The 23,539-nt window shown below is 51.1% G+C and carries 18 protein-coding genes and 1 tRNA gene; 12 read left to right on the top strand and 7 right to left on the bottom strand.

What is annotated here, in order from left to right; translation table 11 throughout:
* Positions 1–9: 9 nt before the first annotated feature.
* On the top strand, positions 10–1,227 hold the full coding sequence (locus B1C80_RS18340) for a sugar MFS transporter (RefSeq protein ID WP_077922664.1): 1,218 nt from the start codon (positions 10–12) through the stop codon (positions 1,225–1,227).
* A gap of 24 nt (positions 1,228–1,251) precedes the next feature.
* Positions 1,252–2,334: a mevalonate kinase gene (locus tag B1C80_RS18335; protein ID WP_077922663.1), complete on the top strand. Its 1,083-nt coding sequence runs from the start codon at positions 1,252–1,254 to the stop codon at positions 2,332–2,334.
* A gap of 24 nt (positions 2,335–2,358) precedes the next feature.
* On the opposite strand, the gene B1C80_RS18330 is transcribed toward B1C80_RS18335, so the two are convergent.
* On the bottom strand, positions 2,359–3,828 hold the full coding sequence (locus B1C80_RS18330; RefSeq protein WP_077922662.1) for a nicotinate phosphoribosyltransferase: 1,470 nt from the start codon (positions 3,826–3,828) through the stop codon (positions 2,359–2,361).
* A 280-nt stretch (positions 3,829–4,108) separates the two neighbouring features.
* Here B1C80_RS18330 and rpoN point away from each other — a divergent pair, with 280 nt between their 5' ends.
* The 6 genes from rpoN (at position 4,109) to B1C80_RS18300 (ending at position 9,083) form a co-directional block, all read left to right on the top strand.
* Positions 4,109–5,563, top strand: a complete 1,455-nt coding sequence (gene rpoN, locus B1C80_RS18325) for an RNA polymerase factor sigma-54 (protein WP_077922661.1) — start codon at positions 4,109–4,111, stop codon at positions 5,561–5,563.
* Between the two features lie 115 nt (positions 5,564–5,678).
* A complete protein-coding gene (locus B1C80_RS18320) occupies positions 5,679–6,317 on the top strand; it encodes a hypothetical protein (RefSeq protein WP_317126246.1) in 639 nt (212 codons plus the stop codon).
* 27 nt (positions 6,318–6,344) lie between these two features.
* A complete protein-coding gene (locus tag B1C80_RS18315) occupies positions 6,345–7,142 on the top strand; it encodes an enoyl-CoA hydratase/isomerase family protein (RefSeq protein ID WP_077922660.1) in 798 nt (265 codons plus the stop codon).
* 53 nt (positions 7,143–7,195) lie between these two features.
* Positions 7,196–7,272: transfer RNA gene (locus B1C80_RS18310), tRNA-Arg, on the top strand.
* 128 nt (positions 7,273–7,400) lie between these two features.
* Positions 7,401–7,691, top strand: a complete 291-nt coding sequence (locus B1C80_RS18305; protein WP_161492789.1) for a tyrosine-type recombinase/integrase — start codon at positions 7,401–7,403, stop codon at positions 7,689–7,691.
* A 270-nt stretch (positions 7,692–7,961) separates the two neighbouring features.
* Complete coding sequence (locus B1C80_RS18300; protein ID WP_077922658.1) at positions 7,962–9,083, top strand: DNA cytosine methyltransferase; 1,122 nt, start codon at positions 7,962–7,964, stop codon at positions 9,081–9,083.
* Here B1C80_RS18300 and B1C80_RS18295 read toward each other — a convergent pair.
* Both B1C80_RS18295 and B1C80_RS18290 read right to left on the bottom strand, forming a co-directional pair.
* Positions 9,080–10,093, bottom strand: a complete 1,014-nt coding sequence (locus B1C80_RS18295) for an O-methyltransferase (RefSeq protein ID WP_077922657.1) — start codon at positions 10,091–10,093, stop codon at positions 9,080–9,082. The two genes, B1C80_RS18300 and B1C80_RS18295, sit on opposite strands and share 4 nt — an antisense overlap.
* Positions 10,086–11,498, bottom strand: a complete 1,413-nt coding sequence (locus tag B1C80_RS18290) for an ATP-binding protein (RefSeq protein WP_161492788.1) — start codon at positions 11,496–11,498, stop codon at positions 10,086–10,088. Before B1C80_RS18290 ends, B1C80_RS18295 begins: the two co-directional genes overlap by 8 nt.
* Before the next feature lie 619 nt (positions 11,499–12,117).
* Between B1C80_RS18290 and map the strand changes: the two genes are divergently transcribed.
* The 4 genes from map to B1C80_RS28160 all read left to right on the top strand — a co-directional run bounded on the left by map (position 12,118) and on the right by B1C80_RS28160 (position 16,228).
* Positions 12,118–12,879, top strand: coding sequence for a type I methionyl aminopeptidase (map, locus tag B1C80_RS18285; protein ID WP_077922655.1), 762 nt, complete (start codon positions 12,118–12,120; stop codon positions 12,877–12,879).
* A gap of 222 nt (positions 12,880–13,101) precedes the next feature.
* Complete coding sequence (locus B1C80_RS18280) at positions 13,102–13,911, top strand: AraC family transcriptional regulator (RefSeq protein ID WP_077922654.1); 810 nt, start codon at positions 13,102–13,104, stop codon at positions 13,909–13,911.
* Between the two features lie 200 nt (positions 13,912–14,111).
* Positions 14,112–15,650 carry a serine hydrolase gene (locus B1C80_RS18275; RefSeq protein ID WP_236648829.1) on the top strand — a complete coding sequence of 513 codons (1,539 nt, stop codon included), beginning with the start codon at positions 14,112–14,114 and terminating at the stop codon, positions 15,648–15,650.
* Between the two features lie 356 nt (positions 15,651–16,006).
* Positions 16,007–16,228, top strand: a complete 222-nt coding sequence (locus B1C80_RS28160; protein ID WP_129601391.1) for a hypothetical protein — start codon at positions 16,007–16,009, stop codon at positions 16,226–16,228.
* 717 nt (positions 16,229–16,945) lie between these two features.
* On the opposite strand, the gene B1C80_RS18270 is transcribed toward B1C80_RS28160, so the two are convergent.
* From B1C80_RS18270 to B1C80_RS18255, 4 genes are all read right to left on the bottom strand, one after another.
* Positions 16,946–18,037 carry a type I restriction enzyme HsdR N-terminal domain-containing protein gene (locus tag B1C80_RS18270; RefSeq protein ID WP_077922652.1) on the bottom strand — a complete coding sequence of 364 codons (1,092 nt, stop codon included), beginning with the start codon at positions 18,035–18,037 and terminating at the stop codon, positions 16,946–16,948.
* A gap of 37 nt (positions 18,038–18,074) precedes the next feature.
* On the bottom strand, positions 18,075–19,010 hold the full coding sequence (locus B1C80_RS18265) for a hypothetical protein (protein ID WP_077922651.1): 936 nt from the start codon (positions 19,008–19,010) through the stop codon (positions 18,075–18,077).
* 8 nt (positions 19,011–19,018) lie between these two features.
* Positions 19,019–19,882 carry a hypothetical protein gene (locus B1C80_RS18260; protein WP_077922650.1) on the bottom strand — a complete coding sequence of 288 codons (864 nt, stop codon included), beginning with the start codon at positions 19,880–19,882 and terminating at the stop codon, positions 19,019–19,021.
* A gap of 73 nt (positions 19,883–19,955) precedes the next feature.
* A complete protein-coding gene (locus B1C80_RS18255; protein WP_077922649.1) occupies positions 19,956–23,489 on the bottom strand; it encodes a T9SS type A sorting domain-containing protein in 3,534 nt (1,177 codons plus the stop codon).
* Between the last annotated feature and the right edge of the window lie 50 nt (positions 23,490–23,539).

The raw sequence follows: 23,539 nt of genomic DNA, 5'->3' as shown, positions 1-23,539 counted from the left end.
CTCCCAGACATGGTAACTGCCCCTTCCAAACCCCAGAATTACACCGGCCCGCTGCTCATCATCGGCGCCCTCTTTTTCATATTCGGCTTCGTGACCTGGGTCAACAGCGTCCTAATTGCGTTTTTCAAGCAGGCCTTCGACCTCAGCACCGTTGGTTCCAACCTGGTTGCCTTTGCGTTCTTTATCTCCTATACGCTCATGGCCATTCCGTCGTCGGCGGTGTTGAAGCGAACGGGTTTTAAAAGTGGCATGTCGCTGGGTTTGCTGGTGATGGCGGTCGGTACGCTTATTTTCGTGCCGGCGGCCAAAGCCGTATCGTACCCGCTTTTTCTGGTCGGTCTATTTCTGATCGGCATCGGGCTGACGGTGCTGCAAACGGCCTCTAACCCCTACGCTACCATTCTGGGTCCACGCGAAAGTGCCGCCCAGCGCATCAGCTTCATGGGTATTGCCAATAAGCTGGCCGGTATCATCAGCCAGTTCGTGTTTGGCGGGCTGCTGCTGACGGGGGCCAATGCCGTATCGGGGGCTGCTTCGCTCGAAAAGGTGGTGTCGCCCTATCTGATTTTGACGGGCGTACTGGTAGTGCTGGCGGGCCTGATTCGGTTTTCAAACTTGCCTGAGGTTTCGGAAGAGCAGGACGACGCGCCCGCCGATACGGTGGCGCATACCAGCGTCTGGCAGTTTCCCAACCTGGTGCTGGGCGTAGCGGCTCTGTTCTGTTACGTGGGTGCCGAGGTCATTGCGGGCGATACCATCATCAACTACGGTAAAGCGCTGGGTTTTGATAACGACGAAGCCAAATATTTCACGACCTATACGCTGTACGGCCTGCTGGCGGGCTACGTGCTGGGTATCGTGCTGATCCCCAAAGTGATCTCGCAGCAAACGGCACTGCGGTTCGGAGCCGCCTACGGGCTGGTACTGACGGTAGCTACCCTGCTGACCAGCGGTTTTACCTCGGTCCTGTGCGTAGCGCTGCTGGGTTTTGGTCTCGCCCCGATCTGGCCGGCGCTCTGGCCGCTGGCGCTCAACCGCCTGGGCCGCTTCACCAAACTCGGGTCGGCCCTGCTGATCATGGGCATTTCGGGCGGAGCGCTGCTGCCCCTGCTCCACGGGTATCTGACCGATACGTACAGCCCGCAACTGGCCTATGCCATGCTGCTGCCCCTCTTCGGCTTCATCCTGTACTATGCCGTGTCGGGCTACAAAAAAACGAGCTGGTAAGTCCCTGTCTGCTTTTTTGTTCCGATGACCAGTTCTACCCCCGGCCGTATCTGCCTGTTCGGCGAACATCAGGATTATCTAGGGTTACCCGTCATAGCGGCCGCCATCTCGCGCCGGATTCAGATCGAGGCCACCTCTATCCCCGAAACAGGGTTTCGGCTCAGCCTGCCCGACATCGGCAGTACGGTAACGATTCCGTTCGACGGCTCTCCGCTGACGTATCCGCAGGATCGGGATTACTTCCGGTCGGCGGTCAACGTGCTGCTGCGCGAGGGTTTTACCTTTTCGCGGGGGGTTCTGGGCGAGGTTCACGGTACCATTCCCATCAACGCAGGCACGTCGAGTTCGTCGGCGCTGCTGGTGACCTGGCTCGATGTGCTGACCCAGCTGGCCGACCAGCCGCGTTCCCTGCCACCCACGCAGCTGGCCGAGCTGGCCTACGCAGCCGAAGTGCTTGAATTTGGCGAACCCGGCGGTATGATGGACCATTACGCCACGGCCGTTGGGCAGGTGATCTACCTCGAATCGCAGCCGCAGATCCGGCTGGTCAGCCTGGAGCCCCGCAGCCCGGCGTCCCAGCTCGGCACCTTCGTACTGGGCGATTCGCAGGAGCCGAAAGATACGATCGGGATTCTGAGCCGGGTCAAGTACGGCATGCTCGACATCCTGGCCCGCATCAGAACGGTGAACCCCGACTTCTCGCTGCACCACTCGACCCTGACCGACGCGACCGAGTTCAAAGACAGCCTGACCAAAGACGAGTACATCCTGCTGAAAGGCAACCTTTCCAACCGCGACATCCTGCGCGATGCGCTGACGGTGTTACAGGCCGATGCGCTCGACCACCGGCGGTTCGGCCAGCTCCTGACCGACCACCACGCCAACCTCCGCGACGCCCAGCGTATCAGCACCCCTAAAATAGACCGGATGCTCGACGCTGCCCTCGCAGCCGGCGCGCTGGGTGGCAAGATCAACGGGTCGGGCGGTGGTGGCTGCATGTTTGCCTACGCACCCGAAAACCCCATCGCGGTAGCCGACGCCATCGAGCAGGCCGGTGGCCGGGCCTATGTGGTACACGTCGACAACGGCACGCATCATACGCGGTAGCCTCTTTCACCAAAAATCCAGCTCTTACTCCCCTCGTCGTTCGAGAATAAGCGCGGTTTTGAGGTCGTGCAGGTGTCGTTCCAGTCCGACGGGGTAGGTATGCGGGTTGACGAGTCGTTTAACGCCGGGGTGAAGCGCGGCCAGCTGCGCCTGCACCCGCGCCCGGATGGCGTGGATATCGGGTTTATCGTACACGCACTGGCCGGCCGCAAAGATGGGCACCAGCAGATCCTCGAAAGCCGCATGCGCGTCGAAGCGCCGACGTTTGGTGAAGTCGAGCGGGTCGATCATGGTGGTGGGCTGGTGGGTGCCGTTCAGCGTCGCATCGAAAATCATATCGGCCAGAAAGCCCCGCTCGTCGCTGTACCGGCGCACCTGCTGAATGCCCGGAGTCGAGGTTTTGATAGCCTGCTCCGACAGTTTGATCTTATAGTCCCAGGGCTTGTGGGCATCCCCCGTGCGGAGCGCGGCCAGCTTATAGACGCCCCCCAGCGCTGGCTGATCGAAAGCCGTAACCAGTTTGGTGCCTACGCCCCAAACCGTAATTTTAGCCCCCTGCTGCTTCAGACTGGTGATGATCGTCTCGTCGAGGTCGTTACTGGCCACGATGCTGGTATCGGTAAAACCAGCCTCATCGAGCAGTTTACGGGCTTCGATGCTAAGGTAGGCCAGATCGCCGGAGTCGAGCCGGATGCCGGCCAGCCGGTAGCCCCTGGCCCGGAGTTTATGCCCCGTTTCGATGGCATGCCGCACCCCGTCCAGCGTATCGTAGGTGTCAACGAGCAGGGTAACGTTGTTGGGCAGCACCTGCGCGTAGGTATCGAACGCCTGCTGCTCATCGTCGAAGGACATGACCCAGCTGTGGGCGTGGGTACCCCGAACCGGAATGTCGTAGAGTTTGCCCGCCAGCACGTTCGAGGTAGCGTCGCAGCCACCGATATAGGCCGCCCGGCTGGCCGTCATGCCGCCATCGATCCCCTGTGCCCGGCGCAGTCCGAACTCCAGCAGCGTGTCCGACTCGGCAACCAGCCGGAGCCGGGCCGCCTTGGTAGCAATCAGCGACTCGAAGTTGACCAGGTTCAGGAGGGGCGTTTCGAGCAGCTGACACTGCAGGATGGGCCCGCGTACCCGCACCAGCGGCTCGTTGGGAAATACGACCGTTCCTTCGGGGATGGCATCGATGGTGCAGCTCAGCTTCAGCGCGGCCAGGTACTCGATAAAAGCCTCCTCGAACAACGGCTGCCCGTCGTTGCCGGTGAGGGTACGGAGATACCGCAGGTCTTTCCGCGAAAAACTGAACTGTTCGACGTAGCCGATTACATTACTAAGTCCACAGGCTATCGTATAGCCTCCGCCGAACGGGTTTTTCCGGAAGTACAGGTTGAAGACCGCTTCTTTTTCGGCAGTGCCTGATTTCCAGTACCCATAGGCCATGGTGACCTGGTAGAGATCAGTGAGCAGACTCAGCGAGGTGTCGTATAGCTTGTTTGTCATGCCGCTAAGGTATAAAAAATGGTGCCAGTTTTATTCTCTCGGGCTGCCCCCCGAAAGGGCCCAGCTAACTAACTATTTATCAACAATTTACCTACTATCCGGGGCCATTAACGAAGTACTTTTTTTGGGCAAATCATTAATTCTGAACGAGTTATTGTATTTTTTTTGTGGCCCTAAACAAAATCATAACTAAATTGGTCTGATAATTGTGAGGGGCATTTTGCCGACTGGAGCCGCCAATCCCTGTTGACACCCCTACCCGATTTGAAACATCACTACCATGCAGAAGTTAAGCCTTTCCCAGTCTCTTCAGCAGAAGTTATCGCCCCAGCAGATTCAGTTCATAAAGCTGTTGCAGATTCCTACTGCCGAACTGGATACCCGCATCGAAGAGGAGTTGGAAATCAACCCGGCGCTGGAAGAGGGCATGGACGACGAATTCGATCAGAAAGAGGACGATCCGTTCGACGATGACTTCGGCGACGACGAGTATAAAGACCGCACCGACGATCTCGATATCGACAGCTACCTGCAGGGTGAAGATTATGCCGGCTACAAGATGCAGGGCGACGGCAACTACAGCGAAGAAGAGCGCGACATGCCGCTGGCCACCAGCTCGAGCCTGACCGACTCGCTGCTTCAGCAGTTTGGCTACCTCTCGCTCAGCGAGGAACAGCGGATCATCGGTCTGCAGCTGATTGGCAGTATCGAGGCCGACGGCTACATCCGACGATCTATGCAGGCCATCGTGAACGATCTGGCGTTTTCGCAGAACGTATTCACCGACGCCGAAGAAATTCAGGAAGTGCTGCATAAGATCCAGACCTTCGACCCGCCGGGTATTGCCGCCCGCTCGCTCCAGGAATGCCTGCTGCTGCAACTCCGGCGCAAAGATCAGTCGGACCCCTACAACGTACTGGCCATCCGCATCATCGAAGATTTTTTCGATGAGTTCTCGAAGAAACACTACGACAAAATTCAGCGACGGCTCAACATCAGCGACGAATCGCTGAAACGGGTCGTCGATGTGATCATCAAGCTCAACCCCAAGCCGGGGTCGGTAGAAGGCGAAGCCGGCAACGTGCAGTACCTCATACCGGACTTTATCCTGACCAACAGCAACGGCAAGCTCGAACTGACGCTGAACTCCAAGAACGCGCCCGAACTGCGCATCAGCCGGTCGTTTGCCGACATGCTCGATACCTACGACAAGAGCAGCAAGCAAAACAAATCCCTGCGCGAAACGGTCTCGTTCGTGAAGCAGAAACTCGATGCAGCCAAATGGTTCATCGACGCCATCAAACAGCGGCAGCAGACCCTGCTCAAGACCATGAACGCCATCGTGCGGTTCCAGTACGACTTCTTCCTGACCGGCGACGAGTCGAAGCTGCGGCCCATGATCCTGAAAGACATTGCCACCCTCATCGACATGGACGTATCGACCGTGTCGCGGGTGGCCAACAGCAAGGCCGTACAGACCGAGTTCGGCATTTATCCGCTCAAGTATTTCTTCTCGGAAGGGATCTCGACCGATACGGGAGAAGACGTCAGCAGCCGCGAGGTGAAGAATATCCTGAAAGACCTCATCGACAGCGAACCCAAGATGAACCCGCTCTCGGACGATAAGCTCGAGAAGATTCTGAACGACCGCGGCTACAACATTGCCCGCCGTACCGTGGCCAAATACCGCGAGCAGCTCAACATTCCCGTAGCCCGCTTGCGAAAACAGTTATAGGAACACCGAATTATGGAGGATGGATGATGAGTGACAACAGCCAGGACGGTTAACTTTGCAACCCAGCCGCAGGCTCCCCAAAACGAATTCATCATCTATCATTCATCGTTATTCATTGACAACCTCGTTCGCCCGCTTCCTCTCGATTCTGCTGCACCCCCTGCTCATGCCGACACTGCTGTTCGGCCTGTTGCTGTTTCAGGCACCCGGTGTAGTCGGTATGGATGCGTTTTCGCCGGCCCTGCGGCTCAGCCTGCTGGTGCTGATCTTCATCGGCACCTTTGCGGTGCCCTCGCTGCTGATCGTTTATCTGGTTCGTACGGGCTACGTCAGCAGCCTGCAGCTCGAAACCCTGGCCGACCGTCGGCTGCCCTATTTTCTGACGGCGCTCATCTACACCTTTGTGGCTTATCTGTTTGCCTTCCGGATGCAGCTCGTCTCGACCGTAGCGCCCGAAATAGCAATTCTGCTGGGCAGTATTGCCGTATCGATTCTGCTGGTCGGGCTGATCAGTCTGTACTGGCAAATCAGCGCCCACGGCGTCGGGCTGGGGGGCGTACTGGGCGGTATTGGCGGGCTGATGCTGAAGTTCAGCCTGACCGATCTGTTTTTTCCGCTACTGCTGCTGGTGCTGCTGGCGGGCCTGGTGGGCAGTGCGCGGCTCAAGCTCAACGCCCATACGCCGGGGCAGATCCTGGCCGGGCTGGCGCTGGGGGTGGCCATCAGCCTGCTGGCCGTATTCTGGTTTATCTAGTAGTATCCTGACTAACCCTTACCGATCATGTACGATACACTGCTCTACGAACTGGCCGACGGCGTTTGCCGCATTACCCTCAACCGGCCCCAGGTCTACAACGCCCTTAGCCCCGGTCTGATCCGGGATATCACCAGCGCCATGGAAGCCGCCGGGGCCGACGACCGCGTACGGGTCGTGGTGCTGACCGGCGCGGGCGACAAAGCCTTCTGCTCCGGTGCCGACCTGAAAGAAGGGTTCGCCAGCGCGGCAGCCTCGGGCGGAACGATGAACCTGGGCGAGTCGCTGCGGAACGGCTATCACCCCATGATCCGGGCCATCCGCAACCTGCCCAAACCCGTTGTGGGGCGAATCAACGGCGTAGCGGCCGGGGCGGGCTGTTCGCTGGCCCTGGCCTGCGACGTCGTTATCTGCACCGACGAGGCTTATTTCAGCCAGATCTTCATCAACATCGGCCTCATGCCCGACGCCGGTTCTACGTTCTTTCTGCCGCGTCTGGTGGGCCCGCAGCGGGCTTTTGAACTGAGCAGCACCGGCCGACGCGTTTACGGCCCCGAAGCGGCCCAGATCGGCCTCGTCAGCCGCTCGGTTCCCCCGGCTAGCCTCGACGCAGCCGTAGCGGAGGTGGTGGGCTATTACGCCACCGCCCCTACCCGCGCGATTGGAGCATTGAAAAAAGTTTTGAATCAATCGCTGTATTCGGACCTCGACCACCAGCTGGAGCAGGAAGCTGAAAATCAGGACGCATTGGGTCGCTCGGCCGATGCTGCCGAGGGGATTGGTGCCTTTCTGATGAAGCGGAAAGCAAATTTTTCGGGCCGATAGGTTGACAGACGCCTTTTTTCTCCCTACTTTTGCACTCCCAATCAACGGGAAATGCATTCGTAGCTCAATTGGATAGAGCACCTGACTACGGATCAGGAGGTTTGGGGTTCGAATCCCTACGAGTGCACCAGATAATACACTTCATTACAACGGGTTAAGCCATACGCTTAACCCGTTTTTTGTTTTGGCTAGCCAACAGAATAGCCAACAACGCCAAGTAGGTATCTCACCCATCAATTCATAAGCGCATACGTCTATTTGTGCGACGAAGCCAACACAGGATTTGCCAAATATGGCAGCGTGGAGAAACTGCCCAAAATCAGTAACTCCGGCTTTAACGACTGGTTAAAGCAAACTCAGCACCTGGCAGGCATCAAAACCAAACTAACTGTTAAGGTGGCCCGCAAAACCTTCACTAACCTCATGCTCAATGAGCTCGGTGTGTCAGAGGAAAGCGTGGACGCTATGCTCGGCCATACCACTACTAAGCACGTCCGCTACTATGGTAAAGCTAATGAGGAGCGGGTGGCTAGAGAAGTCGTTTACTGACAAACTGCATCATTAATCCGACTTCGCAGCTAAAATAAGTAATAAAGTGTTTTATACAGGCTATTACTTATTGGCTCATTACTTCCGCTTCTACGTCAAAACCGATGGATTTTGTTAAATTGGATTAATTACTTCAATTCATTATTTTAATACACGGCTAATAACTAGCTGTCAATTAATGCGTTAAGTGGCAGTCAGTTATCAGCCAACTTAATCCTAAATTTAAACTACACTTTTAGTTGTTCAAATATTTCCGAACTTTGGGCATTTATGAATAACATTCCTAAAGTTATAGACTTGTTTGCTGGCGTTGGAGGCTTGAGCTTAGGTGCAGCCAGGGCCGGATTCAATGTTTCTTCAGCAGTCGAAATAGACTCGTATGCAATCAACGCGCATGCTGTCAACTTTCCAAACACTTCTCATCTCGCAATAGATGTTTCTGCGCTTTCAGGAAGGCAATTATTGGATGCATCTGGGCTCTTAGAGGGTGAGCTAGATGGACTAATCGGTGGGCCGCCATGCCAAGGTTTTAGCGTCATCGGACCTAGAAATACTGATGACATAAGAAATGATCTTTTCAACCACTTTTTCAGACTGGTACACGAAACCAAACCTAGTTTTTTTGTAGCGGAAAACGTACCTGGAATAATGCATAGAAGATACGACCTTGTAAGAGAAAATGCATTTTCTTGGATCAAAGATGAATACGAGCTTTTGGAGCCCATCTCAATTAAAGCTAACCTTTACGGTGCACCAACCTCGCGTACCAGAATTTTCTTTGTTGGCTACAATCCCAAAAAATACAAGTATGCTTTATCTGTTAGTCATTTTAAGCCAGATTCATCAACTGAATTGACAGTGGTTGAGAAAGCACTTATTGGCTTGCCCACTTTCACCGATCCAGCGTGGCAAGACGAGAAAAGTAGCTGGCAAAAGGTAGATATTAACGTTGGAGGACGTTTTATAGAATCTGTACTAGACCGTATACCAATAGGTGTTGGATCTCCATATAATATTAAGCGCCTTCACCAAGGTAAAGAAGTTTCTGGTTTTTTAGGAACAATTCATAGTAAAGAAGTCGCAGCCAGGTATTCGAGTTTACTACCTGGTCAACAGGATTATATCTCAAAGTCTGTAAGGTTGAATCCTCTAGGTTACTGCCCTACAATACGAGCTGGCACTAGTAGAGAAAAAGGCAGTTTTCAAGCGGTACGGCCTATTCATTATTCTGAAGCTCGTGTAATTAATCCACGCGAAGCCGCTAGACTACAAGGGTTTCCAGATTGGTTCTCATTTCATCCCACAAAATGGCACAGCTTTAGACAGATAGGGAACAGTGTAAGTCCAATTGTTGCGGAACATGTTCTAAGTACAATACGAAAGTATCTTTAGAAAGTCACTTTGTGAAAAGATGGATAATAACGATAATATTGTCTATATCCTTCAACCATCTCTTGGTTTAATTTATCGTCCTCTGCAAAAGAAAAGCCTAAAGCATCAATAATATCACTAGTACTACTATTTGGGAGCATTTGATCTATAAATGATTTCTCCTTTGAAGTGAGAGGAGGAACAGAAATTTTCTTACAACTGCCCCATTCTAAAGTTGACAGATTCCAATTCGCTAGCTTGGTTTCATCTATAAAACTCTTAACTCGTTCTTCCTCCAATATAGCACCAGTCATAGTCATCATTTGATTGCCTGAATCTGAATAATAAAATGATGTAAGTGGTTGAAAAACCGTGGAATCTGGTCTAGACGCCATTGCCTTAGATGATACGTACTTTATAACATTGTGAAGAAGTGCTGGATATGAATCCTTTTTCATGTCATTTGGTGTGACATTTTTTGGCAGGAAATCTTCGATTCTTGTTTTCAATTTATCTAACCGAGCCTGATTTAATTCATCAGCCAAGTAGCGTTTACCAGTTACTTTGTTTGTTTGACTACCATCAACAAGTGCTCCGGGGTTAGCATTAAGAGTAATCTTAACTATATCACCAGACCAAGCCTTTGTTAAAAAAGACTCAAACTCTCCGAGTTGTTCTCTATGGGCTCTCGAGTCAGCGAAATCAAGCCATAAAATACTATTCGCATCTTGATTATAATCAGTTATGAATGAACTACTTACCGTATTGTTAACACTTATACATGAATATGGAGTGTTAAATAGTTGACGTTGGTAAACTATTTTTTCTGACTCGATAGAAAACATATTCATACTGTCAAAATACGAGTGCATTAGTTTAAAATCCTCGAAATAGGTTCCCCCAAAACTTACGTATGAGTACTCACTAATAGGTAGTGATCTATTTACCTTTACGAGTAGATCAATAAACAATTGACGCTCAACGGCTTTGTTTTGTCGTTGATGATAAAATACAAATCCTCCACTACTCATTGCCAGACTGACGGTTTAAAAAATAGTCAAAACAAGCTGCTCCAATATCTGATGGTTTAGCATCACTATCAGACTCATAAAATGACAACTTAACTTTCTCTATTTCACTAATTTTTCTATAAAATTTAATTTGAGTTAAGGGATCGTTTAATACAGGTCTCATCAGAGGTAAATTAAGTTTCTTCTCCTTTGCTCTATTCTGAATGCTTGTCCACATGTTGTTAGCATCCGCACTCACTAATTCTTTAAAGTCAACAACCTTAGCTGACTCAGCATAAGCCCTCTGTGTTTCTTTCTCTCCCTTCCAGTAGTTAGTATAATCAGTAAACTTTTTCAATCCTTCCCGCATATAGTTTTTCACATAAAGATAATTTTTGGAAGAAGTCTCTACACCTCTTTTAGTTGTAGTTAGAGGCAATTTACTTGCATCATTTGAGTTAAAAAATACGATACCTAATATACCAATAAATTGTGTATGATAAGATGGAACTCCAGCCTCTCCCCATCCAGTCAGAATTGTTTTGTCATTATACAATACAACTCTATCGTTACACACTATAGTCCAACCCGCATCTGCTGAACTACGTCTAGTTTTCTGTTCTTCATCTAAATCATCACTATCTATCATGGGTTTGTGAAAACCAACTGCAAGAGAAACCATTAAACCGTCATCTAAATTTCCTTTATATATGTATGGAGTTAAAGACCGGGATTGGAACTCTCCATCAGGAGAAACAAGTAGTCCCACTTTTTTGGGTTTTATTTCGTGTCCATTAACATAAACAGTAAACCCTTTTTCAATGATAAAACTATAATGTTGAGCTATTATCCTAGGTAAATCTTCGAAAATAGGCCTATCTTTCTTGAATAGCTCTGAGATATTCGGCAGTAAATTCTCTATATGGATGCTTGTCCCATTTTTACCGACTTTATCTGTATGTACTAACTCTAACTCCCACACGTTGTCATTACTCATCCATTCAGGTGTAATTTCAACTTTAAAAGCATTATCGCTTGTTTCAGATATGACTTTACAAGACCTCCCCATTTTGAAGATGGCTCGCTTCATGCCAATACCATACATACCTACTGTCGGTATACTATCATCAACTTTACTTGCTCTACCCAGCATGAAAGCCTGATTTTTTGCAACGCTTTCAGGTATGCCTCCACAATTATCTCGTATTATAAATTCTTTTTCGTTAAATATAATTTCAGCTTTAAATCCCTCGTATGGCTTCTCTTTAACTATTTGACCCCGTATACTTCGCAAGACCCCATCTACGCAATTGTCTAACAAGTCAAGGATTGAGTCTTGTAGCTCTATATCTCTTGTTATCATTTCCACGAAGAACCTTTTTGTAGGTCCCGCTTGCACTGTTTCTTTAATATCATTGTTTGCCATTTTCCTCAACATTTATATAAACACACTTACATAATCCTATGTAAGCAGCTCTGACAAGCTCGTAACAAATATGTAACAAAGTTTTAGCATAGACATATCTACCTATATATTTATATCTTTTACTGTATTTATACAATAAAACTATATATACTCTTTTTGCACTCGAATTTTATATTAATCTACTAATTATCAATAATATACAGGAAAACACCTCCCATAAAGGCAAGTATTTCCCTGTATTGACCCCGCCCTTTAGCATTTTGGAAATTTCCACTTTCCACGTTTCAGAATGGTCAGCTCTGCCTACGATCCGTTCTGCAGAGGGATGCATATTTCATTAGCTGGCCTGTCGTTATTATTTGTCCTACCAGTAGCCCGCCTTATATCGCTTCTACTTCGGCCCCCAATCAAAAATCATCAGGTGTAAGATCTTCAACGAACCGCCACGGGAGCACAACAGCGGAATTCTGGCGTCGATGGTCGCGTTCGTTTTGTGACGATATCATTTTGTCCTGACTATGGCTGATCGGCCTTACTGATGCGTCGGTGTTTTTTACCTGGTGTGAAAACGGGCTGCAGGGCTTACTTTCGCCAGAAATTGACTATTTAACCGAACGTTATGTCATTGACCTCCGAGGAAGAATGGATAGGCATGCAGCAGATTAGCCAGGTGGTTGGCTCAACGCTTAAACGCATGCAGGCGTACGCCCAGCCGGGCATGTCGACGCTGGAGCTGGACCGGTACGGGCGGCAACTGCTGGAATCGTACGGGGCGCGTTCGGCACCGAAACTGACCTACGGCTTTCCGGGCTGGACCTGTATCAGTTTAAACGATGAAGTCTGTCACGGCATCCCTTCTGCGAAACGGATTCTTCAGGAAGGGGATCTGATCAATATCGATGTATCGGCCGAGCTGAATGGCTACTGGTCCGACAACGGTGGCTCGTTTGTGCTGGGGCGGGATATTCATCAGCACGGTCATCTGGTCGAAGCCTCCAAACGGATTCTGGCCAAAGCCATTAGCCGGATCCGGGGTGGGGTGCGGATCGCTGAAATCGGTCGCTTTATCGAAACAGAAGCGAAACGAAGCGGATACCGGGTCATTAAGAATCTGTCCGGGCACGGCATCGGCCGGAGCCTGCACGAAGAACCCCACGAAATCCTGTGCTACCATGACCGGTCCAACAAAGCACATTTCAAAAAGCATTCCGTGGTGGCGATTGAGACGTTTTTGTCTACCAAAGCGTCGTATGCCCATGAGAAAGGCGATGGCTGGACCCTGATCGCCAGGAATAGTCTGGCCGTACAGCACGAGCAAACCATCGTCGTGACGGATAGAGAGCCAATCATTCTGACGGCGGCCAACCAGTTGTGGAATTGAGTTCGGCTGTTTCTTCAGGATAACCCACTGCCCGTATAATGCCCCCAACTGCGTTTGTCGACAGGGAGCGTTGTGCGGGCAGCGGCCTATCAGCCCTGCTGAGTACGGCATAGGGCCGTTCGGCGGTCGGGTTGTCTTCCTAAACTGCGGTTATTGATCCGTTCCGTGTACCTTAGCAGCGACAATGGGGCGTATTCGATCCTATTTCCCTGTCAGCCTCCTATGAACGCCTTGCGGAATGGACAGTATTACGGCCTGACGAACCAGCTGGTGACGCTGGGCGGCCTGACGCTGACCGATACCGAATACACCCACGATCGGGTCGACTGGCATTACCACGAAAACGCCTACTTTACCTTTGTTCTGGCGGGTCGGGTGCTGGAAGGCAACCGTACCGACACGCACCATTGCACCGCCGGGAGCCTGCTGTTCCACCACTGGCAGGAGGCCCACTACAATACCAAGCCCAGGGGATATACACGCGGCTTCCATGTCGAAATTACGCCCGACTGGTTCAACGCCCACGGGCTGGATACGTCCCGTGTACAGGGCAGCCTCAACCTGCCCGATCCGGGGCTGAAAGCGCTCATGTACGCCATTTTGAAGGAAACGAAGTTGCAGGACGGCCACGAAAAGCTGGCTGTCGATGCGTTGCTGGTGCAGCTTCTCAGCGAGATCGAGTCATCACCGGTCAGGCTTGATCGCCAGAAACCGGCCTGGGTGAGCCAGCTCCGGGACTTACTCCACGACGCTCCCCATGAACCGTGGACACTGGCGCAGCTGGCAGACCAGACAGGCCTGCATCCCGTTTACCTCTGCCGCCAGTTTCCCCGTTACTTCCACTGCCATTTTGGGGGCTACCTGCGGGCGATCCGGCTTCAGCAGGCGATGCCGCTACTGCTCATGCCGGACATTGCCCTGACCGACGTAGCACTAGCCTGCGGGTTTTCCGATCAGAGTCATTTTATCCGGTCGTTCCGGCAGCAGTACAGGCTTACGCCCTCCCACTACCGAAAGCTTTTGGCATGCTAGACCGGGCAGGTTAATTCTGTTCTATTTCCAGACCGGCGGTTTGCTCACCTTTGGGGCATTGTTTATCCTCACAACGCATTATGTCGGGTCGATACGGTTGGCTGCTGCCTTTATTTCTGCTTACATATTTGGGCTCACAGGCCCAACCGGGTTCATTTGTCAACGACCAGGGAATTAGCCCGGGGCTTCATCAAGCTCAGGTGGGCACGATCGTTTTTACAGCCACCGACATACCGGTCGCGGCCCTGAAGCCAGCGGACTTTCTGAAAACCCACGAGTTTACCAACCGGAGCAATCTGTTCATGACGGTTTTCATGGCCAGCTCCCTGACCAATTACCTGCATCCGCTGGCCCCTACCCTCAGCGCAGACTCCCTCACCAAAGTGGGGAACTACCAGTTTGCCTTCTACGTCGATAACCGGCTCATCTACCAGACCAACCTGCACCCGGGCGCGCCCTATGCCCGGATAAAAAATGAGGAAACGATCCTGAGCAAACCTCTGGTCGATAACGAACGCGAGGGTCGCTGGTGGAGCCAGTCGGCCTGGAACCGGTTTATGCAGAACGGCGGAGACAGTGCCCTGTCCGACGGCAGGCACCGGTTTCGGCTAGTGATCAGTCCGTACGTAAACCTGGCTGGCGTGAAAACAGGCCAGCCGATAGCCACCGGCGAGCTGACCCTGATCGTGAAACGAAAGCCGGTTATTGACCTGACCCGTATCCGGCTGGCCGTACCCGAACCCTATGCCGGGCTCCCGGTATCTACCGACTCGCTGGATACGCGTCGCATCAAAACCCTGAAAGCAAACATCGAGGCAGGCGTATTCCGGCATATTACCAGCGTCGTCGTCGTGAAGAACGGGAAACTCCTGCTCGAGGAGTATTTCAACGGAGCCAGCCGAACGACCCGCCACGATGTCCGCTCAGTGGGCAAATCTTTCGCATCGACCCTGACCGGACTTGCAATCGCCGAGGGATACCTGAAACACGAACAGCAGCCCCTGGCCGACTTTTACGACCTGAAAGCCTACCAACATTATTCGACCGATAAAGCCCGCACCACCCTCGCCGACCTGCTGACGATGAGTTCGGCTTTCGACGGCAACGATAACGAGATGGACTCACCGGGTAACGAAGAGAACATGTACCCGGCGCCCAACTGGGTGACGTTTGCGCTCGACCTGCCCGTTACGCCATCGAAATTTCGGGGCGACTGGCACTATTTCACGGCCGGGGTAGTGGTTCTGGGCGATGTGCTGCACAAGGTAGTGCCGGGCGGTCTGGATCGTTATTCGAAGCAAAAGCTATTCTCGCCCCTGGGCATCCGGGAGTATAGCTGGCAATACACGCCCCAGCAGGTGGTTAATACGGCAGGGGGTATTCAGATGAACGCGCTCGACTTTGCCAAGTTCGGTCAGCTATACAAAAACGGCGGCCGGTGGAATGGCCAGCAGCTCCTACCCGCCGAGTGGGTCGCCAAAACCTTTACCCGGCGGAAAGCGATTCCCGGTCGAACCAACGAGTATTACGGGTATCTGTTCTGGAACCGGACCTTCACCGTCGGAGGTAAGGCCTACGAGACGTACTACTGCACCGGAAACGGGGGTAACAAAATCTACGTGTTCACCGATCTGCCGCTGGTCGTGGTCGTCACCGCCACCGCCTACAACGCCCCCTACGCGCACCCGCAGGTAGACCGAATGATGGAAGAGTTTATCCTACCCGCTGTGCTGCACTGATGCCGGCAGATGCGCAGCCAGCCCGGACATAACATGGTCGGTATAGACCGGAAACTGGCTCATGAACCAGCGTATTGAGCGTCTGTTTCAGCCTCATTTTGTAGCTGTTTCGCTAGCCTGATTGACATACAGCCCTGCCCTATCAATACATACTATATGTGTTAAGTTGAGTAGTAATAACCAAATTACAGGCTGAGTATAACCTACAGAATAGTAAGATTTGATTTGCATGTAACTACATGTGAATTATTAGCCAATATGTTTATAATATTCAAAGAATATTAACCAATAGATTGCATATCAGCTAATTATAAAACTTATATTTGTCTAGTTCTTCCTCAAACACTATTCACCTTATGAGTCTTATCTTTTTAGCCGGTGCGGTCGCATTGGCGGTCTTCGTATTGCCGTTGCTGTACTATCGCCCTGTCTTCAAAAGCCGCTGTCCGGCTTGTGGCGAAACGCATTCGATCGAGCGTATTCCCAGACCCGCCCTTGTCCGAACGTTACTCGGCTACTTACCCACCAAATACTATATCTGCTACTCCTGCATGAAACGATTCCTGCGTTTCGCGTAATAGTCTGTATACTGAATGGCCAAAAGCCGGTCCCAGCTGGGACCGGCTTTTTTGCTGGCTATACCAGGCGGCCTGCGTGTTCAGTCTGTGGTTGCATCGGTTACGAGATGTATTCTTTTGTGATGCGCCCTGAACAGGCCACCGCTAAGGTTAAGCCACTCTGGTCATAACTTTCTGACCGTTTTCTTTACCTGACAGATACAGATATAACCGCTACGACCATTGACCTCAGCCCGGTAATAATAATCGTCGTACAAGGCTATCTTAACAACGGCTCCTTTAGGGATCACATAGATGGATGGAGCCTTATAACTCGCCCTGTCTCTCAAGGCAGCATTAGCTTCTGTTTCGGCGTATAGCTGACCGTCACCTACTGGCCTTGCGGGCATAGGTTCTTTCGTAGAACCAGAGGTAGAATACCCGGGACTGGCGGGTACGACTGGAGCCGTTGCGTAGGAGGTTGATGACGGACCTCCCGTAATACGCCCCGTATTCGGATTGTAATTACCCGGATAGCTGTAGTTATCGATACTGGTATGATTTGGCCGGGTACGCTCACGGGGTGGTACGTAAGTGCCGTTCTCCCGATAGTACCCACGCACGCGAACCTGTGCCAATGACAGGTTTCCAGAAACAAGCAGGCCAAGAACAACAATTAATCGAACCATGGCTGACGATTTTTGGTGTGGAAATCAGACTAAGAGATCAGGTCATTGCCTACTCATAGGCCGACAGGGACTTTAGCAGCGCATCGCTATGTAGAAAAATATCATTTATGCTGCTGATCTCATGACGTTGTTCAGCTTTGTTTTCATCGAACAGAGTAATCGATTTCTTACTTCCGTTCAGGTGTAGCCGACAGATCGGCTTTCGGTTATTGTCGTCGAGCAGAATGGCAAAATAGGACTGGGCATCGCGGTGGACGATCCGATTGGCATCGATATTACTTCGCAGAATGGCTCTCACGATATAAAATCCTTCCAGTTCCTCCTGCGTTGTTACGACCATTGGTCCTTTCTTTTCATCCGGAACAACCGTACTACTGATTTCGAGAGAAACAGGTTGCGAAACCGCTATTTCCTCCTGACCCAGAGCCGTTTTTAACCGATCGGTGATCTGGTCCGAAAACGTGTGCTGAAATGATTTACGAACCAGATTCGTAAAATACTCCATCATTTTAGCCGTAAGTGTACCGCCATATACCTGTCTGGCCAGGTGCCGCACCAAAGCATCTGAGGGGCTGGCCATTTCCTGCTGAATAAGGCCTTTCAGTTCGCCGGTATACTTCAGTTCGCTGGCTGTAGAGATAATCGTTTCAACGTCGAAATATGATTTATGAAACTTCTTGAGTTCCTCAATCTGATTATCGCGCAGATCCAGCAGATTGACCTCTAGAAATGGCGACTCGTCCATTTTATTGGGCTCCTGCAGGTCTGTGTAGAACCGATAAACGATACCATTGGTCAGCACGCCAAACCGGGCTTTCGTAACGTGAAAATAACGTAGTAGCTGATTATCATGCAGGGTAAGCGCCTGTTTCCAGTGCTTACATTCAATCAGCATACAGGGCTCTGCTGGTTTGCCGTCGGTACTCTCCCGCATAACTGCATAGTCGACCTTCTCGCCTTTTTTGGTACCGATATCACTGATGAATTCCGGTACAATTTCCAGGGGGTTAAATACATCATACCCCAGCGTTTGCAAAAAGGGCAGAATCAACGCTGTTTTGGTGGCTTCTTCGGTCTGGATAGAGTCTTTCAGCCGGGCAACCCGGTCGCCCAGCTGTTTAATCTGATCTTTGAAATCCATTTTTATAAGGGTTTTGGTGTGGAGTTACTTATAAGTTTTAGTCTACAGATTCAAGCCTGTTACCACCTGTATCATCGCAGTTCATACGGTAGGTTCTTCCTCGCAGTACGATATCCTTCCCACAGGGGCAGCAGTTCGTTGAATTCTTCTCTGTAATCTGCCGGATGCGCCCTGCATTATCGACCGCGCTGTAGTAACGGGTGCATACATCACACCCTTCACTACCTTTTACCATCACCAGGTCTCCTCCGCCTGAGCTGATTTGTCTTTTTGTAAAACGAGGAGACGCGGATTTGGGAGAATATACTGGTGGTTCGACAGGTTTCGGTACAATTGAAATACTAGTATTAAGCAGTGGAGGATTAATAAAAATAGTAAAATTAGTCTTATCGTTCTGGCAGAGGAGAGAACTGATTTTAGTTCGTACTTCTTCCATACTCGTAAATACTTTATACTGCTTTCCGTTCAACTCATATTTATCCAGAGAAGAATTTTCATTCACTATCAGAATTGAGTCGTTGACAGACTCAGTTGTAGAAAGTTTTTTGATCAATGCTTCCGCATTAATGTTGCTAGCCTGACGCGTAGTAAACTCTCGCGGAACCTCTATCTCGTCAAAGTTTTTTTGTATGAGTTTACCAATTACATTAGGATTTTCAACATTCTTTGCCCCTCCCTTCTCTATAGCTGTCTTGAGAGAGATTGTTTTATTCAAGTCCAGGCGTGTAATCACTGGATCGAGAATGAAAATACGATCGCAGTCTTTGGTCTCCGAAATTAGCACGGAACATAAATCACGGATATTTTCAGGTAATCGTCTGCCATCGTCTTCTTCCTGCACAGACAGAGAATCCATCATTATTATTTTCAGTCCACTTCTATCTGGTCCCTGCCCTGCACGATCACCTTTACAGCCATCGGACAGGAACATTACGACAAGGCATAGCGACAACAGATTCGTAAATTTTTTCATATTGAAAGTTAATTGGTCTGTAAAATTTCCATTTGACGCTTCAACCCGACTCGGGCTACCAGCCCCTGTACATTGTATGACTGTCTGACAATTAGGTTCGCTAATTCGTTATCAGTCAGCACCCCACTGGTCTCCAAGAAAGGACGTCCGTTTTCATCCTGGAAAATATGATGATTGCCTGAGGACGTTGGTTCTACCTGAAATGTATTACCATCCTGAAAGAGGGGTTGTGGAACTTTACCAGTTTGGTCTTTAAATTTTACACCACCCGACTCTACATACCGGCTATACTCCGACTGAATTTTGTAATTGAATCGGGACGTGTACAGAAAATAACCCGTATAGGCTACGTGAAGTAAAGCGCCTAAAAAATAACATACCAGAACTGCGCCAGCTATAGCATCTGGAGTCATATACGCGTCATAAAAAAAATAGAACTTCAGAATACCTGATATTAAAATCAAAACATAGAAAAAGTATGTATACCAAAGACAACGATTTATCTTTCTTCTCAATGCTTCTTTGAGTACAGGCTCATCTGTGTTCACCAATTCATTTCGATAGCGACATATGCTATCATGCCATATATGGGAAACTACAGCGAGGAATATATCTATAAAAATAGCGGCAAGAATTGCCTGCCACAAAACCCCCTGATCTATTCCATAAATTGTTGGCACTATCTCCAGGAGAAGTATAGCGAAAAAAGCCAGCATTTGTGTGGGATACCCGACTGTTTCGAACAAACCAGGAAGTACGACACCACTGAACGTACGTTTACTTTTCTTTGTGTACAGCCAAAAATTTTTCGTTTCTTTTGATGGAACAAAATCCTGACCAGGTGGGAAGTCAAATTGCTTAAAGCTTAACATATTTGTGGAGGTTTTATTGATTGGTATTTACAGGTAAATTGACAATCAGGCAGCATTAAAAACAGTCGAGCTCTTATTGCTTGACAATGACCCGCGTAACTATCCCATTTTTGGGCGTAATGACGCGCAGTATATACGTACCGGTGGGTTGGCTCCCGAGCGGAAACGGTTCTGTTTGCGATACGCTGGTAGCCTGTCGCGTTATCTGCCTGATCAGCTGACCCTGGGCGTTGATCATTTGCAGGCGTATCTCCTGTTTCATAGCCGCGCTCCAGCTTACTGTTACACTACCCGTAGTTGGGTTCGGGTACGCATTGACGTCCAGCGGCTCCAGTGAAGCCTGATTCGACAGGGGCGTCATGACCGAAAGCCGATAGCTGTTCAGGATATCTCCCCTTCCGCAGGCACTGGTCAAATTGGTGATCGTGTACGTACGAGTACTCATTGGCTTTTCCCACTTGACGTAGATAGAGTCGCTGCTGTTGATAGCGTTGCTATTCCAGTTCGTGAACGACCAGGGACCATCGCCCGTAAGCCGCACCCGGATTGCGGTACTGTCACCGGCATAGATTACGCTGTCGCCGGTCAGGAGGGCGGTGGCTTTGGCAGACACCCGAACGGTTAGGGCACTACCAGGGCTTTCGCAGTTGAAAGCATCCGTTTGGGTGACGTAGTAGGTTGTTGTACTGGCCTGTTGGGTGTTTACCAATACCTGTGGCAGGGATGGGCCAATGCGTCCAGCGTTGGTATACCAGCGGAGCTGCCCCTCTCCTGTCGCCGAAAGGGTTGCACTGCTTTGTCCGATACAGAAGGCCGCCGGTGAATTTACCTTAGGAGCCTCGGGCGTCTTCCGAACGGTAAACAGGATGGTGGTATAGGCGCTTATGCAGCTCCCGGCCCGCTGGGCTACTGAATAGGTGAAGGTGGCGGGTTCAGTTGTAGAAGGAGTAGGCGCCACACCGGTTGTTCCTGCAATACCCGGCCCCTGCCAGACTAAGTCGGTAGCAGGAACGGCAGACAGTGGATTTACTCTGGCAAACTGACATACCGTCTGATTAGCCGTGACAGTAGGGGCCGAAGGCGGTGCCACCACGGATACCGATACAGGCTGACGCTGGCTTTCGCAGCCGTTGTTGTCAGTCTGGGTTACATAGAACGTAAACACATTGGCTACGTCCGTAAAATAGCCTGGCGGAGCCGGCGAGCCCGTGCCGCCCGTGCCGTTGCTGTACCACCGGATGGCAGTGCCAGTAGCCGTAAGCGAACGTGGATTTTCGCCAACACAAAGGCGTATCGAACTGGCAACCGGATTGACCGGCGCAGCCCGCACCACCTGCTCAACGAGAGATCGGGGGCTTTCGCAACCGTTTATGCGCTGGGTAACCGAATAGGATTTACTACCAGCCGTGGAGGTTTCGGGTACGGGTACTCCGGCCAGCTTACCGGACTGATCATACCAGGTCAGGTCCTGGCCGGTAGCCGCGAGTGGACTCGCCGTGGCATACTGGCATACCTCTTTTGGGTTCTGAACAGCGGGTGCAGGCGGAATTGGGTAAACGATAGCCACGACTGCCGTCCGGGGGCTTTCGCACCCGTTGATAGTCTGACTTACATAGACCGTCTGACTACCGGGATTTTGGCTGTTCAGCAGCGGGGGCTGCGGGGCTGGGGTACCACCGGTTCCGGAAGTGTACCACAGCGCCCCCGGAATCGACGTGGAAAATTGCCCCGACCCGCCCTGGCATATGGCCACACTGCTTACGGTTGGCGCCGGAGGCAGCGCTTTGATCGATACCGTGATCGTTGCCAACGCACTTTCGCATCCGTTTATGGTTTGGCTTACCTGATACTGACTCGATCGGTCATTGGGTGGAATTGGCGCCCCTGCCAGCCGTGAAGTCCCTCCGTTGCTGTACCAGGTCAACGACGTACCGGTAGCTGTGAGCTGACTTAGCGAAGCCCCCTGACAGAACGACACATCCGTCACTCCGGGGGCATTGGGTCGGCTGACAATCAGTGATCCGGGCACTGGATTTATGGCTTTTGTGTAATCAACAGCGCCTGGCACTGTCGGCTCCTGCAGTACAACACGCAGTTTATACCCCGTGCCAGCCGGCAGCGACTGAGGAATGGTTGCACTTAGTGGACTAGTGCGGGCGACTCCGCCAATAAATTGGGCATTCTGAAAATTGCCGTTGCTATCCGAAATCTGTAGCCGGTATACCGCGTCGGCTGGCAATGGGCTGCTTACGGTAAACGGAACGGATATATCGGAACCAGGACAATACGCTTCTGACAGGCTGCTGGTCGTCACCGTTATGGGTGTTACGGAAACGAATGCCGAGCCAGTTATGGCATCACTGGTACCACATCCGTTATCGCTAAACTCTTTTATGAATTGCCGGTCAATTGTCGAACTGGAAAAAAGCGTCGGGTTGATGGTACCATTGCTGCTGGAAAAAGTAAGCGTTCGTACATAGGTGGGTGCCAGGTCAGCACTGTAATCAACGAAGCCAACGGACCAGGGCGGTGTACCTGTAAACGTCAGCTGCACGGTTGCTCTGGCACCTGCGTTGATGCTGCCGCCCCCCGATAGCATAAGCGTTGGCCGGGCCCGTATGTTGATAAGATTGGGAGCACTGACAGTAGAGGTCGACGTGCTAAAAACGAGAAACTGATACGCGCCACCAGCCAGGGAAGCCGGTATTGTAACCCGGATTGGCGACGTGGCACTGGTTTCGGTGAAATCCTGTACAGGCGTCCCATTCAAGGTAAGTAGCCGCACCCTGAACTGGTTCCCCTGCGGAAAGCTCCCGGTTGTCGTGAAAGGGATGCTTACCGTATTTCCCGCACAAACAGGCGCTGAAGCCAGGGTACCGGCGGTAATACCAAGTGTATTGGTTCTGATTACAAACGTGCCGCTGGCAGTACCCAGCACATTTGAGATCAGGCCCTGGGTAACAACCCGAACCCGGTATGTACCGGGAGGTACACTGGCCGGAATGGTTGCCTTGATAGACCGGATACCACCCCGGCTGGAACCAAATTTCTCGCCGTCAGTATACTGATCTTCTGAGTTTGACAGATCACCATACAGAACCCCATTACCATCCAGTAACTGAGCCTTGAATTTGCCGGCAGCGAGCCCCACAGGATAGGTGCCCGCTCCGGTCGTGTATGTTATGGTGAGCGTTGAGCCGGGGACTGCTTCTGTAGCCACGTTGGCACTGATGGTTGAAATGCTCAGGGTCTTGACATTGATGCTAACCGATCCCGTTACCGAGCCGGTGAAGTTGAGAATTCTGGTCCGGTCAATAACGATGCTGCTCGTTGGCCGAATTGTAAAATAGCCGGTAGAGGTTACGGTTTTTGTCAGATTTTCACCCGGCGATGCTATCTGGAAAGACTGGGCTCCATTACTCAGAACCGCATATATACTGGCATCGCCATACTCCGTACCCGATCGGAATACGTTACCATCGAAGGCATCTTCTGGCCTCCCATTTGGATCACCGTAGTACAGAGCCAACGATTGGCCCTTTGCAACCAAAGCACTACTAACGATCAGCAGGGCCGTTGCCCACAAAGTTTTTAGAACGAACTGCATAGACGTGTGGATCTGTAATTGGTCGGCGGGTTGTTTGCAACTACGCCTGG

This window comes from Spirosoma sp. 209, assembly GCF_002006735.1.
Classification (GTDB): domain Bacteria; phylum Bacteroidota; class Bacteroidia; order Cytophagales; family Spirosomataceae; genus Spirosoma; species Spirosoma sordidisoli.
This window is presented reverse-complemented; position numbering and strand designations above follow the sequence as displayed.